A 15,116-nucleotide genomic window follows, 5' to 3' on the forward strand; every position below is an offset into this window, starting at 1 on the left:
TTTTAATAATTCCAGATAGGATTCCACGCTAATTTGTTTTTAGCAAATATCTATATTTTTATTAAATCCTCCCCAAGTTTTGTTCCTGATCCAAAAAGATTGGATAATCTAAATAGGAAAAAATCAATTTTTCTAACTCCTTTAAATCGCGCTCTAAAAGTTTTGATTATTATATTAAAAACTCCGCTGAAACATTCGTACTTCTATTATTAAAGTAGTTTAGTATTGATTGGTAATAACAGTAGTTTTTTACATATTTTTATTTTGTATTAATTTATTATTGCTATATTTATGTAATCGATTGCATTATTTTGTTGTGTTTAGAATATTCGTTGTTTTTAATTGAATTTAATAGTAAAATGAAAAGAAATAGAAAATACCAATTAATAATTCTTGTATTTATTTTTATGAGTTGCTCAAAACTGATAGTAGATAAATCCAATATTTCATTTATTCAAAATAATAGTAATATTGAATTCAATATGCCTTTGATTAAAGAACCAAGTATTCCAAATAATGTTGTTAAAATAACTGATTTTGGTGCTAAAAATGGTGGGTTTGAGTTAAATACTAAAGCATTTGAAAACGCTATAGCTGCCCTTGAAAAAAAGGTGGAGGTAAAGTTATTATCCCGCCAGGAATATGGCTTACGGGGCCTATAGTATTGAAAAGCAATATTGAATTGCATGCACAAACAGGAGCTTTGATTAAATTTTCAACTGATAAATCATTATACCCCATTATTGAAACAAGTTTTGAAGGTTTGAATACTTGGAGATGTATTTCGCCAATTTATGGTAAAGATTTAGAAAATGTAGCATTTACAGGCAATGGAATATGGGATGGTTCTGGTGAAGCATGGCGATTAGTAAAAAAAGAAAAATTGACAAACACGCAATGGAAAAAGTTTATTGAATCTGGAGGGGTATTGAATGAAAAAAAAGATACATGGTATCCTTCTGAGCAGTATAGACAAGGTAATTTAAATGCTGATCAAAATGTTCGTCACGATTTAAAGACTAAAGAAGAATTTGAAGCTATTCGTGATTTTCTTAGACCTGTTCTGGTAAGCATTCAAAATAGTAAACGAGTTATGTTTGATGGGCCTGTATTTCAAAATTCGCCCGCTTGGTGTTTACATCCTTTCTTGGTTGAAGATTTAATAATTAGAAATATAACAGTTAGAAATCCGTGGTTTTCACAAAATGGAGATGGTTTGGATGTTGAGTCTTGTAAAAATGTATTGGTCGAAAATTCAAGTTTTGATGTGGGAGACGATGCTATTTGTGTAAAATCGGGTAAAGATAAAGATGGTCGAGAACGGGGTGTTCCTGCTGAAAATATTATTATTAGGAATAATGTTGTTTATCATGGGCATGGTGGTGTAACTGTCGGTAGTGAAATGTCAGGAGGTATTAAAAATATGCATGTCTCAAATTGTACTTTTATAGGGACTGATGTTGGATTGCGTTTTAAAAGTACTCGTGGCAGGGGAGGAATTGTTGAGAATATCTTTATTTCGGATATTTGGATGATTGATATTCCTTCACAAGCAATTTCATTTGATTTGTACTATGGAGGGAAATCAATTGCTGAGAAACTGGCAGCAGGAGGAAACACAATTAGCACGGAGCTAGTACCTGTAAATGTTGAAACTCCTCAATTCAAAAATATCTTTTTAAAGAATATTACGATTAATGGTGCACAACAAGCTGTATTTCTACAAGGTTTACCTGAAATGAATCTTCAAAATATAAAAATGTCAAATTTGAAAGCTCGAGCCGACAAGGGATTTTCGATTATTGATGCAGATGGTCTTGAATTAAATAATATTAATTTGGACGTTAAAAGCGCAACTGTTTTTGAAATTTATAATAGCAGGAACTTATTTTTTAAGAATGTGTTTTTTAACTCGAACGCATCAAATGCTGTTGATATAAATGGTAAATTTTGTCAAAATATTAAATTAGGTTCTTCGGAATCATTTGATTATTTTAAGAGAACAATTATAGATAAATCCGTACCAGATGGCGCAGTGAAGCTATAATTAGTATGAGATTTAAAATAAAACAAGCCAATTCAAAATAAGAATTGGCTTGTTTTTTACAATATTTGTTTGGTTATAGTAAGGGTAAAGTTCGCTCTAATGCCATTCCTCTTGAACCTTTAATTAAAATCAAATGATTTTCTATTTGTGAATTTTTTAAAACATTCGAAAAGTCCTCGAATGTTGCAAAAAACTTGAAATTTTCTTGTGCTTTCCTATTTTGGTAAAAGGCGTTACCAATAAAATAACAAGAGATATTTTTATCAATTAATGATGATTCAATAATATTTTTGTGTTCCTGTGAGCTTTCTTCGCCAAGTTCAAACATATCACCAAGAATCATTATTTTGTTTTTCCCTTCAAGTTGTGTAAAATTCTGAATTGCAACTAACATACTACTAGGGTTTGCATTATAAGCGTCTAAAATAATCTGATTGCTTCCTTGGTTGAGTAATTGAGAGCGGTTGTTTTCAGGAATATAGCTTTCTAAAGCTTTTTTTATTGTAGAAGTTGGTACTTCAAAATAGTTACCTATAGTTAATGCGGCATTGAGATTGCTGCCATTGTATAATCCAATTAAATGCGATTTAATAGTGCTACCATTAAATTGTATTTCCACAAATGGATTGGCATTGACTGATTGGATATTGATGTCGGCTAATGGATTATCTATGCCAAAAGTATAATTTCGTAAAGCTTTTGATTTTTCAAGTTGTATAGGGTCGTCTATATTGATAAAAGCGAGTCCGTCTGATTGTTGTAAATAATCATACATTTCGCTTTTTCCCTTAATAACACCTGCTACACCTCCAAAACCTTCAAGATGTGCTTTGCCAAAATTAGTGATATATCCAAAATTTGGCGTTGCAAGATCGCACAAGAAAGCAATTTCTTTTTGATGATTGGCACCCATTTCTACAATTCCAATTTCGGTTTCAGTATTAAAACTCAAGATTGTCAATGGAACCCCAATATGATTATTTAAATTTCCAACTGTAGCTTTGGTCTTGTATTTTTGAGCGAGGACAACTTGAATTAATTCTTTAGTTGTTGTTTTTCCGTTGCTGCCAGTTAGGGCGATAATGGGTAATTTTAAATAATTTCGATGAAATTGTGCTAATTTTTGTAATGTACTTAAGCTGTCTTTTACAACTATTGTTCTGTTGTCAATAAAATAAGAGTCATTGTCAATAATAACATAAGAAGCGCCCTTGTCTAAAGCTTCTTTTGCAAAAGTATTAGCATCAAAACGTTCTCCTTTTATGGCGACAAATAATGAGCCTTTTTCAATTTTTCGAGTATCGATTGAAATCGTACTGCATTTTAAAAATAAACTATGAATTTCACTAATATTCATTTTAAACAGATTTTAAAAGATAAAAGAAAAGCCCTAATCAAAGGGCTTTTTAGTATAAGAGAATTATTTGTAATTAATTTCTAGCTGATTTCCTTTTTTCAGACTTAGGTCCTACTTTAGACATAGCGCATCTAAATCCGATGTAATCTGTGGCCATATCTTGAGGGAAATACCTTCTTTGAGCAGGATCTAACCAGTATGCTCTATCTCTCCAAGATCCACCTTTGTAAACTCTAACATCATCATTGATTAAGGTAGTTCGTTTACTTGATTTATCATACTTTCTTACCATTCTTCCAAGACTATCAGTTGTGACATTGTGTTTAGGAGAATTGTACATGTTTTTTTCGTCTTTTTTATCTGTGTTTGCTTCTGATGAGCCAAAATTATAATAGATAGATGATTGTTTGTCTCCATCTCTATAATTGATGTTGTTGCTCTTGTCAAAATTTTGTCTTAGATACGTTTCTTGTTCATCAACTGGCACTTGTACGATTTGACCTGGAAAATTTCTTGATATAATTTTTCCATTACTCAAGGTGTCATATTTAATATTGTCAGTAGTAACAATGTCAATTTTTCCATCTTTACCAATTTTGTTTTTGGTGTACATGTTACCTCTGAAATAATTAAAATCATTGGCTTCGTTGTCAATAATTGGTCTATAGACGTCGGCTACCCATTCGGCTACATTACCTGCCATATCGTACAAGCCAAAATCATTTGCAGGATATTTTTTTACTTCATTAGTAATGTCAGCACCATCATCAGACCAACCTGCGATTCCGCCATAATCTCCGTTACCTTGTTTAAAGTTTGCTAATTGATCTCCTTTTGTTTGTCTTTTTCCAGAACGGGTATAACTTCCCGACCAAGGATATTTTTTTTGTCCTTTGTAGATGTTGTATTCTCTTTGGCCTACATCTGCGGCTGCTGCATATTCCCACTCAGCTTCAGTCGGTAAACGGTATTCAGGGAGTACAATGCCCGAGGTACGTTGTGCATATACATTTTTTTGCTCGGTTCCTTTAGTTTGTCTTCCTTGAGGTCTTTTAAGTACGATTGCTTCGTTTTTACCTCCATAAGCTGATGTTGGACTGTTGATATAGGTTTCTGTATCAAAAATACTTTCCGCATCTACTTCATCAGTTTTGGCATTCTTTTTAAGATAGCCATTTTTTTCTAAGATAGCTTCGTTTACACGATTCGTTCTCCATTTGCTAAACTCAACTGCTTGAATCCAATTTACCCCTACGACAGGATAATTAGCATAAGCAGGGTGTCTTAAGTAGTTGTTAGTCATGGTTTCATTATAGCCTAATCTATTTCTCCATACCAAAGTATCAGGAGATGCTCCAGCATAAATATATTTGTATTTTTCTTCAGTAGGAGGAAAAACTTTTTTCATCCAATCTAAATACTCAAGATACATAAAGTTAGTTACTTCCGTTTCGTCCATATAAAAGGATTGCACGTGTTGTTGAGTAGGGGTGTTGTTCCAATCATGCATAACATCATCTTGAACTTTACCCATTGTAAAAGTTCCTCCTTCAACAAAGACCAATCCTGGTCCTGCCGTTTGCACTTTATTACTAGCGACTTTTTTACCACTTACATCCCAGCCAGTAGCTCTTGAAGCACTACTTGAGCTTGATTTTTTACTACAACTAGAAAAACTTACAATTGCAATCGTCATCGACAACATAAATTGCAATATTGTATTTTTATTTACTTTCATACTCTTTTAAAGGTAATAATTTAAAGTGATGCAATATAATAATTAACGCTTAACCTACAACATCCTTAAAAAAAATAATTGCGGGACATAATCCACAAGGAACCATGCTTTTCAAACGCAAAAATATACTATTTATTATTTATTTTCATATTAAATGATTTATTTTTACCCATTATTATTGCTTTATAATTAATCTCAATTTAGTGAAATATGAGAAAATTGCTTTTTTTTAGTATCGTTTTAATTTCTTTTTTGACAAGTGCACAAACAAAAGGCGATGTGATTGTGAATTGGCTTGATAAAACGGAAATGAATTATGGACAATCTAAAGTGAATATTCCTCAATTTACGGGTGCGATTTTTCAGTTTGATAATGTAAATAGAACGATTCAATTGAGTGTTAAGCTTCCTGAGAACAGTGCATTTGATGAAAATGATTTTCAAATTTCAAATATTAGGTACGAAAGCCTTAGTTTGGCACAACTTGGTGATTTAGATTCAAATAAAATTCCAAATAGTATCGTACAAACCATAACAACTACAATAGCTAGAGATATTCCTCAATCTTTCTTGACGTTATCTCCTATAATAAAAGATGATTTTGGATTCAAAAAAATCATTTCATTTACCTATTCGGTGAAAGTGAAAAATAATTATTCTCGGGTTAATAATTTAACTAACAAAAGTTTGAATGTTAAAGGAATAACTAATTCTGTTTTAGCAACGGGAGATTGGTATCGCTTTTATATTGAAAAATCAGGTGTTTATAAGATAACTAAAAATTTTTTGGAGCAACTGGGAGTTAATGTGAACAATCTTGATCCTAGGAAAATTAAAATTTACGGAAACGGAGGTAGAATGCTTCCGCTGTCAAATGCTGCGTTTTATCCTAATGATTTGGCTGAAAATGCCATTCAAGTTATAGGGGAAAATGATGGTAAATTTGACAGCAATGATTATATCTTGTTTTATGGAGAAGGAACTGATATTTGGAATAATGAAAGCCAAACGTCTGTTAATATTTTTGAGAATAAATCCTATTATTATCTAAATGTTCAAAATGAAGATGGTAAAAGAATTCCTGAGCAAGTGCAACCTACAGGTTCAAGTACTATAACGTTCACTGATTTTGATGATGTTCAATTTCATGAGTTGGATTTGTTTAATATAGCTAATCTGGGGAGGCAATGGTTTGGGGAGTCATTTGAAATCAAAAACACACAAGAATTTGGTTTTTCAATTCCTAATATTGATAGTTCCAAGCCAGTGGGTATTAAAATTATAGCAGCAGCGGTGGCATTTACTAATACCTCATTTAAAATAGCCGCTAATGATGTTGAAATAGGAACGTTGAATTTATCACCATTATCAGCCAGCAATACTAGTGTTAAGTACACTTATAATACATTTGTTTCTTCTTTTACGGGAAGTGAGAACACAAAAATAAAACTTACATATAATAATAATGCAGTTGCGGGTTCAAAAGGGTATTTGGATTATATCCAACTTAGTTCTAAAAGATTTTTGAAAGGATACGGAAAGCAATTTCATTTTCAATCAAATGCTGCCGCTTCTAGTGTTGGTGTAGCAACCTATTCCATTTCCAATGCGAAGTCAATTGCTGAAGTATGGGATGTTACTACTATTTATGATGTAACAAAATATACTAATCCTAATCAGGATGCTTTTACTTTTAAAGCAAATTTAGGGGAGTTACGTAAATATATTGCGCTGGATGCGTCGGACTATCTAACACCATTAAAAGAGAGTAATTCAAAAGTTGTAAATCAAAACATTAAAGGAACAATTTTTAATAACAATCAAGGTCAATTTCAAGATATTGATTATGTTATTATTACGCCAAAATTTTTAGTTAGTCAGGCTGAACGATTGGCTAATTTTCATCGGTCCAATTCGAATTTAAATACCAAGGTAATACCATTAGAGTCTATCTATCAAGAGTTTTCTTCAGGAAAACAAGATATTGCAGCCATAAGAAACTGTATAAAATATATTTATAAAAATGGTTCGTCTCCTGCTAAAAGAATAAAATACATTAACCTCTTTGGGACTGCTTCTTTTGATTACAAAAATAGAATTCCTAATAATACTAATATTGTCCCTATTTATCATGCTTTAATAGGCAATACAAATGGGGAATCTTCATTTGCCTCAGATGACTTTTATGGTTATATGGATGATAATGAAGGGAATGTTGTCAATTCATTTGGTGGGATTGATATTGCAGTAGGGCGAATGATTTTATCGGATATTAAAACAGCTGATGAAATGGTTTCAAAGGTTCTTGAGTACCATGATGAAAAATCATTTGGTAATTGGAGAAATAATTATGTCTTGATAAGTGATGATTCTGATAAAGTGTCAGATATTAGTTTGCAATCTCGACAAAATAAATTAGCCGATGAAATTTCTACTAAGAAGCCGTTTATAAATGTCGAAAAAATATTTTTAGATGCCTATCAACAGGAAACATCGGCTGGAGGATTCAGGTATCCCAAAGCAAGAGCAGATATTTTTAATGCTTTTGAGAAAGGTGCTCTTGTCTTTAATTACTTAGGGCATGGGGGAGAAGACGGTCTTTCTGGAGAAAGAATATGGGAGAGGTCAGATGGTGAAAACTTAGGGAATCAGTTTAAATATTCGTTGTTTATTACCATAACATGTGATTTTTCTAGATTTGATAATCCGTACAAACAAACAGCAGGGATGTTGACTTTTATGAATGCTAAAGGGGGGGCTATTTCTATGCTTACCACCATTAGGTCAATCTCGCAAACAGCTGCTGAAAACTTTAATGATACTCTTACCAAATATCTTTTGAGTTATGATTCAAATGAATATACAACCATTGCTGAAGCCTTACGATTGGCTAAAAATAGTACGCCGAGTTCTTCTTCAAATGTTATTTTTTATTTAGGTGACCCAGCATTAATGTTGGCGATTCCAAAACCTAAAATTAAGCTAACTAAAGTTAACGATATTCCAGTTAGTCAATCCATAGATGATTTTAAGTCATTGGCAAAAATAAAACTGTCAGGTGAAATTACTGACGAAAATGATGTTCTTTTAACAAACTATAATGGAGAGGTTTTTACACGTATTTTTGATAAGACGGTTGTTAAAAAAACATTGAACAATGATGGCTACAGCCCTTCGATTGATTTTAATACTTTAGGGGAGACTATTTTTAGAGGGAATGCAACGGTGGTCAATGGGCAATTTGAATTTAGTTTTGTGGTGCCAAGAGACATTCGAATTCCTATTGGGAATGGTAAAATAAGTTTTTATGCTAAAAAAAATCAAGCTTTTGAAGATCAGTCAGGACTTGATGCTACTATAAAAATTGGTGGGGTAAATGAAAATGCTCCTGAGGACAATATAAATCCCGTTGTTAAGTTATATATGAATGATGAGACATTTGTGTCAGGGGGGATTACGAATGCGTCACCATTTATTTTGGCTTTATTAGAAGATGAAAATGGTATCAATACTGCAGGCGGAATCGGGCATGATATCACAGCAGTATTGGATGGGGATGTGAGCAATCCGTTTGTATTGAACGATTATTATCAGACCAATTTAGATGATTATACCAAAGGAACTGTACGTTTTCCATTGCGAAATATTGCGCCTGGATTGCATACCATTACCTTTAAAGCTTGGGATGTATATAATAATCCAACGACAACTGAAATACAGTTTCTTGTGGTGGGTGATGAGTCAATAACATTGACTAATGTGTTGAATTATCCGAATCCATTTGTGAATTATACTGAATTTTGGTTTACTCATAACAGGCCATTTGAACCCTTACAAGTGCAAGTGCAGGTATTTACTGTAACCGGAAAAGTAGTTTGGACAAAAAATCAAATTATTACTACTGATGGTTTTTTATCCAAAGAAATAACTTGGGATGGTAAAGATGATTTTGGAAATAAAATTGGAAAAGGTGTTTATGTGTATAAACTAACAGTGAAGTCGAGTTTGACGAATAAAAAAGCCGAAAAAATAGAAAAACTTGTGATACTTTAATAAAATATTATATTTGTCAAATAAATTTTTAATTTCAAAAATGAAAAAATTAATTCTTCTAACTACCTGCTTACTTGCTATTTCGGTGACATATGCTCAGGGTGACAGGGTGATTACTACAGGTGTTCCTTTTTTAATGGTGTCGGCTGATGCAAGAGCAGCGGGTATGGCAGATATTGGTGTGGCGACTTCTACAGATGCTTTTTCACAACAATGGAATCCTGCTAAATATGCCTTTGCAGTTGATAAACAAGGAGTGTCATTGAGCTACACACCTTATTTGACAGATTTAGCAAATGATATTGCTTTAGGTCAACTAACGTATTATAATAGAATCAATGAACGTTCAGCTTTTGCAACAAGTCTTCGTTATTTTAGTTTTGGAGAAATTCAATTGCGTCAGACAGGAGAGCCAAATGAAGATTTTCGTACGGTATCGCCTAACGAACTTGCTTTTGATGGTTCTTATTCTTTGAAGTTAAGTGAAACCTTCTCTATGGCTGTAGCAGGAAGGTATATTCGTTCCAATCTTAAAGTAGCAGATAGTAATAATGATGCTTCAGCTGCAAATTCGTTTGCTATTGATGTGGCGGGATTTTATGAGTCAGACGAAGTAGCTTATGCTGATTTTAACGGACGTTGGAGAGCTGGATTTAATTTTCAAAATTTAGGTCCAAAAATTAGTTATGATAATGACGAAATAAGTTCAAATTTTTTACCAGCCAATTTAAAATTAGGTGCTGGTTTTGATTTTATTTTAGACGATTACAATAAGATTGCTGTAAATGCGGAGATCAATAAATTATTAGTGCCAACACCGCAATATAATATTGATTTAAATGGGGATGGTATTGTTGATAGCGATGATACGGCAATTGCAAAAGAAGATTACCGTTCTATTGGATGGGCTTCGGGTATTTTTAAATCGTTTGGCGATGCACCTGATGGTTTTAGTGAGGAATTAAAAGAAGTTACTTACGCACTTGGTGCCGAATATGAGTATCAAGATTCATTTGCTATGCGATTAGGATATTTTAATGAAAGTGCAATGAAAGGGGCTCGAAAATATTTTTCATTGGGAGCTGGTTTTAAATATACTGCTGTAAAAATTGATGTTTCTTATTTGTTCTCAGCTTCAAAAGTAAGGAATCCACTAGAAAATACGTTGCGTTTTTCTCTAACACTAAATTTTGGCGATAAGTACGAACGTTACTAAGTAAAGTAAATAACAATAGTTAAAATCCAAATTTCAACTCGTTGAAATTTGGATTTTTTTTACCCACATATACCATGAAAACCATAACAATTTCGACTCAATTTACCATTTATAATGATATAAATGAATTGCCTGTAGCAATACAAAATATAAGTAAACATGCTGTTCAAATTCGTGAAAAAGCGTATGCTCCATATTCAAAGTTTAAAGTTGGTGCAGCGGTATTGTTAGAAAATGGCGAAATAATCGTAGGAGCTAATCAAGAAAATGCAGCATATCCTTCGGGGTTGTGTGCTGAAAGAGTAGCAATTTTTCAAGCAGGTTCACTTTGTGCTGATGTGAAAATAAAGGCGCTTTTTTTATCCGCAGCTTCTGAGTTGACAACCACTTCAACTCCTATACCGCCTTGTGGTGCTTGCAGGCAATCTATAGCAGAATATGAATTGAAACAAAACGAGCCTATTGAAATTTATTTTATGGGTGAAACAGGGGAGATCTATAAATCATCCTCTATAAAAGACTTGTTGCCACTATTATTTAACAAAAACCTTTTGTAATAATACTAAAAATCAACATTAAAATTTTAGTTCTTAATTGTAATGTCCTATTTTTGCAATTCGCAAATTTGTTCCATTACACTATTATGCGATAAGATTACAATTGACAATACAATAAAAACTTTAGCAAAAGAATAATCTAGATGAAAGAAGTTACAAAAGAGGTTTATTTGAAGTGGTACGAAGATATGCTGCTTTGGAGAAAGTTTGAGGACAAACTTGCGGCATTATACATTCAACAAAAAGTTAGAGGTTTTCTACACTTGTACAATGGTCAAGAAGCAGTTTTAGCTGGTGCATTACACGCAATGGACTTGACTAAAGACAAAATGATTACGGCTTATAGAAATCACGTTCAACCAATAGGAATGGGAACGGATCCAAGAAGAGTAATGGCTGAGCTTTTAGGAAAAGCAACAGGAACTTCTAAAGGAATGGGAGGATCAATGCATATATTCTCTAAAGAACACCGTTTTTATGGAGGACACGGAATTGTAGGAGGTCAAATTCCTGTTGGAGCAGGTTTGGCTTTTGCTGATAAGTATTTCAATACTGGAGGGGTAACCATGACTTATTTTGGTGATGGAGCAGCTCGTCAAGGTTCTTTGCATGAAGCTTTCAATATGGCTATGTTGTGGAAATTACCTGTAGTATTTATTGTAGAGAACAATGGTTATGCCATGGGGACCTCAGTGGAAAGAACAGCGAATCATACAGATATTTGGAAACTAGGATTAGGTTATGAAATGCCTTGTGGTCCTGTTGACGGGATGAATCCTGTAAAAGTAGCTGAAGCAATGACTGAAGCTATTGAAAGAGCTCGTCGTGGGGATGGACCCACATTTTTAGAAATGAAAACATATCGTTATAGAGGTCACTCTATGTCTGATGCGCAATTATATCGTTCAAAAGAAGAAGTGGAAGAGTACAAGAAAATTGACCCAATCACTCAAGTTTTGGATATTATCAAGGATAAAAAATATGCTACAGATGAAGAAATCGAAGCAATTGACCAAAGAGTTAAAGATTTGGTACAAGAGTGTGTAGATTTTGCTGAGAATTCTCCGTATCCAGATAAACAACAATTGTACGATGTAGTGTACGCACAAGAAGATTATCCATTTTTACCTCATAAATTATAAAATCAATTATGGCTACAATTATAACAATGCCTCGTTTGAGCGATACTATGACGGAAGGAACGGTAGCGACTTGGCTTAAAAAAGTAGGTGACAAAGTAAGCGAAGGTGATATCCTTGCAGAAATTGAAACTGACAAAGCAACAATGGAATTTGAGTCTTTTAACGAAGGCACTCTTTTGCACATTGGAATCCCAGAAGGAGAAACAGCCCCTATCGATTCTTTATTAGCAATAATCGGAAACGAAGGAGAAGATATTTCAGCGCTTCTAGCAGGTGGTGCTTCTACAGAAGCAGCTCCAGCGGCAGCGCCACAAGAAGAAGCAAAACCTGCAGAAAATAAACCTGCAGCAGCACCAGCTTCATTACCTGCTGGTGTAGTGGTGGTAACAATGCCTCGTTTGAGTGATACGATGACTGAAGGTACTGTTGCAACTTGGTTGAAAAAAGTAGGAGATAAAGTAAGTGAAGGGGATATCCTTGCTGAAATTGAAACTGATAAAGCGACTATGGAATTCGAATCTTTCAATGAAGGTACGCTATTACATATCGGAATTGAAGAAGGAAATACAGCTCCTATCGATAGTTTATTAGCTATTATTGGACCTGAAGGAACTGATATCTCTGGAATTGCTGAAGGATTTACAGCTGGTGGTGCAACTACTGCTGCTGCTCCAGCATCTCCTGCGACTGAAGCAAAACCTGCTGCAGCTGCAGCTCCAGCAGAAAAAGTTCAAGAGCCAGCAGCTACTGTAGCTACAGATGGTGGAAGAATTTTTGCTTCGCCATTGGCTAAAAAAATTGCAAGTGACAAAGGGGTGAATTTAGCACAAGTTAAAGGTTCTGGTGAAAACGGACGTATTGTAAAAAGTGATGTTGAAAACTTCACTCCAGCGGCCTCTGCACCAAAAGCCTCGGCTAAATCAGAATCTACAGCAGCTCCAGCACAAGTTTACGTTCCTGCTGGTGAGGTTTCTACTGAAGAAATCAAGAACTCACAAATGCGTAAAATTATTGCTAAGCGTCTTTCAGAATCTTTATTTACTGCGCCACATTATAATTTAGTAATTGAAGTGGCTATGGATGAAGCAATGAAATCTAGAGCGACTATTAATACGGTACCAGATACGAAAGTTTCTTTTAATGATATGGTCATTAAAGCGTGTGCTTTAGCATTGAAAAAACACCCAAAAATTAACTCTCAGTGGAAAGAGGATGCTATCATCATCAACCACCACGTGAATATTGGTGTTGCTGTAGCAGTTGAAGATGGTTTAGTGGTGCCGGTATTGAAATTCACTGACGGAATGAGTTTGTCTCAAATTGGTGCTAGTGTGAGAGATCTTGCAGGAAGAGCAAAAAACAAAAAGTTAGGTCCAGCAGAAATGGAAGGAAGTACTTTTACGGTTTCTAACCTTGGAATGTTTGGAATAACTGAATTTAATTCAATCATCAATCAACCCAATTCTGCTATCCTTTCTGTGGGGGCGATAGTTGAAAAACCAGTGGTTAAAGACGGTCAAATTGTTGTAGGAAATACAATGATGTTGTCCTTGGCTTGTGATCACCGTACAATTGATGGTGCTACAGGTGCTCAATTTTTACAAACACTGAAACAATATATTGAAAATCCAGTAACAATGCTGGCATAAGCAATATTAAATTATACTAAGAATCCCATTCAATATACTTTGAATGGGATTTTTTATTTCAGGGAATCTTAGGAATCGGGAGTTACTATACAAAATGAATATCACGGTAGTATTGAAGTGGATTTAATCAACTTTTTTAAATTGAAGTAAAATAGCATCAGGATTAGAGAACGTAAGAAGGTTGTTTTCTAATGTATATCGCGTGGTTTTTCTTAATGCGATAAGGAAATCACTTTCAATCGTTTTGGTTACGCATGCTTTTTCTTGAGCGATTATATTAGTTATTCGGAGAACTTCTTTTTCATAAAAAAGTTGCGCCTTTATCTGGTTACAACCAGAATAACCCAAAATTTGATTTGAATGACTATTTATTTCTAAATAAGGACGTTGGTTGTTATAGTCCGCTATTTGAACTATTTTTTCATTAATAGCAACCAGACTCCAAATATCATGTAGTCTATAATCTGTGAGGTAATTTCCTTGCCCTTCTAAATGGACTACTTTGTGATTGGTTTTATGTTCATAGTCGATTAGTGTTTTGTAAACCGCACCTTCATTGATAGCATTTGCTTGGGCTAGGTGTTTGATTTGTATGGTGATAAAATGTGTAGGTGTTGCTACGCGGTACCTTTTAACATTACTATCCATAGCGAGGACAGGATTGATACTAGTTGTTGTAATAGTATCCTTATCCAAAATTAATTGAATTTTTTTATCGGATATTGTTAGATTCCAATTTGGAGCTTTCCCTTTAGCGGAATAATAGGCATGGTTAATTTTTTGAATTGGTGAAAAAAGATTTTCATTTGCTGCTATTTTGTTCTTAGCAGGGGAGCAAGAAAATCCAATGGCTATGAGGAGTGTTAAGATAAAATAAGCGTACTTCATTAGGGCGTCATTTTTTTGAATCGCATCATCACTACATCATTGTATAGTAAATTTAATTTTCCATCTGCATCAATTTTGTACTGATTGATTTTTGTGGCAGTATTTTTAAAAATAGTTTCACCTTGACCACAATACCTAAGAGTGGTTACACCAGTTTCTTTGATAGTGATGTTGTTTTTGTGTAAAGTGTAGTCTGCTAAAAAGCCATTACAACTATTGTTTCCTTCGATTTGTTGTGTGCTTTTGTTGAATTGAATAAATGGTTTGTTGTCAGGAAATAAAGCTTCAAAAGCAATTCTAGGTCCTGTAATGTATTCTAATTCCCATTTAGTATTGTAAAGTTGAGTGTTGTTGTCTTTCTGGTGGGAGGCACAAGAAGTGAGCAATAAAATAAAGATTGTTGTTATAATTGAAATTTGTTTTTTCATGATTGATTTTTTTAATATTTAAAGTTTATTTGAAAATAAGC

The 15,116-nt window shown here is 33.7% G+C and carries 11 protein-coding genes; 7 read left to right on the top strand and 4 right to left on the bottom strand.

Translation table 11 applies throughout. The features are described 5' to 3' along the window. The first annotated feature begins 359 nt into the window (after positions 1–359). Both K5R64_RS17160 and K5R64_RS06405 read left to right on the top strand, forming a co-directional pair. Positions 360–662: a hypothetical protein gene (locus K5R64_RS17160; RefSeq protein WP_255580314.1), complete on the top strand. Its 303-nt coding sequence runs from the start codon at positions 360–362 to the stop codon at positions 660–662. 2 nt (positions 663–664) lie between these two features. Next, the gene (locus tag K5R64_RS06405) at positions 665–2,047 is read left to right on the top strand and encodes a glycoside hydrolase family 28 protein (RefSeq protein WP_255580315.1); all 1,383 of its coding nucleotides are present in this window, start codon (positions 665–667) and stop codon (positions 2,045–2,047) included. Between the two features lie 73 nt (positions 2,048–2,120). On the opposite strand, the gene murF is transcribed toward K5R64_RS06405, so the two are convergent. Further along, entirely contained in the window at positions 2,121–3,404 is a 1,284-nt protein-coding gene (gene murF / locus K5R64_RS06410; protein ID WP_220761988.1) for a UDP-N-acetylmuramoyl-tripeptide--D-alanyl-D-alanine ligase, read from the bottom strand. 73 nt (positions 3,405–3,477) lie between these two features. After that, on the bottom strand, positions 3,478–5,142 hold the full coding sequence (gene gldJ / locus K5R64_RS06415) for a gliding motility lipoprotein GldJ (RefSeq protein WP_220761990.1): 1,665 nt from the start codon (positions 5,140–5,142) through the stop codon (positions 3,478–3,480). 210 nt (positions 5,143–5,352) lie between these two features. Here gldJ and porU point away from each other — a divergent pair, with 210 nt between their 5' ends. The 5 genes from porU to K5R64_RS06440 all read left to right on the top strand — a co-directional run bounded on the left by porU (position 5,353) and on the right by K5R64_RS06440 (position 13,759). Further along, a complete protein-coding gene (gene porU / locus K5R64_RS06420) occupies positions 5,353–9,195 on the top strand; it encodes a type IX secretion system sortase PorU (RefSeq protein ID WP_220761992.1) in 3,843 nt (1,280 codons plus the stop codon). Positions 9,196–9,235: 40 nt separating this feature from the next. Continuing rightward, positions 9,236–10,411 (top strand): type IX secretion system outer membrane channel protein PorV, encoded by a 1,176-nt coding sequence (gene porV, locus K5R64_RS06425; protein WP_220761994.1) that lies wholly within the window; start codon positions 9,236–9,238, stop codon positions 10,409–10,411. 74 nt (positions 10,412–10,485) lie between these two features. Continuing rightward, a complete protein-coding gene (gene cdd, locus K5R64_RS06430) occupies positions 10,486–10,968 on the top strand; it encodes a cytidine deaminase (RefSeq protein ID WP_220761996.1) in 483 nt (160 codons plus the stop codon). 143 nt (positions 10,969–11,111) lie between these two features. Then, positions 11,112–12,110 carry a pyruvate dehydrogenase (acetyl-transferring) E1 component subunit alpha gene (pdhA, locus tag K5R64_RS06435; protein ID WP_220761998.1) on the top strand — a complete coding sequence of 333 codons (999 nt, stop codon included), beginning with the start codon at positions 11,112–11,114 and terminating at the stop codon, positions 12,108–12,110. Positions 12,111–12,118: 8 nt separating this feature from the next. Next, on the top strand, positions 12,119–13,759 hold the full coding sequence (locus K5R64_RS06440) for a pyruvate dehydrogenase complex dihydrolipoamide acetyltransferase (protein ID WP_220762000.1): 1,641 nt from the start codon (positions 12,119–12,121) through the stop codon (positions 13,757–13,759). A gap of 123 nt (positions 13,760–13,882) precedes the next feature. On the opposite strand, the gene K5R64_RS06445 is transcribed toward K5R64_RS06440, so the two are convergent. Together K5R64_RS06445 and K5R64_RS06450 are read right to left on the bottom strand one after the other, a co-directional pair. Then, complete coding sequence (locus K5R64_RS06445; protein ID WP_220762002.1) at positions 13,883–14,647, bottom strand: META domain-containing protein; 765 nt, start codon at positions 14,645–14,647, stop codon at positions 13,883–13,885. Further along, positions 14,647–15,075, bottom strand: coding sequence for an META domain-containing protein (locus K5R64_RS06450; RefSeq protein ID WP_220762003.1), 429 nt, complete (start codon positions 15,073–15,075; stop codon positions 14,647–14,649). The genes K5R64_RS06445 and K5R64_RS06450 overlap by 1 nt, the downstream gene beginning before the upstream one ends. Positions 15,076–15,116 lie beyond the last annotated feature (41 nt).

The organism is Flavobacterium sp. UMI-01, from assembly GCF_019656315.1.
Taxonomy (GTDB): Bacteria; Bacteroidota; Bacteroidia; order Flavobacteriales; family Flavobacteriaceae; genus Flavobacterium.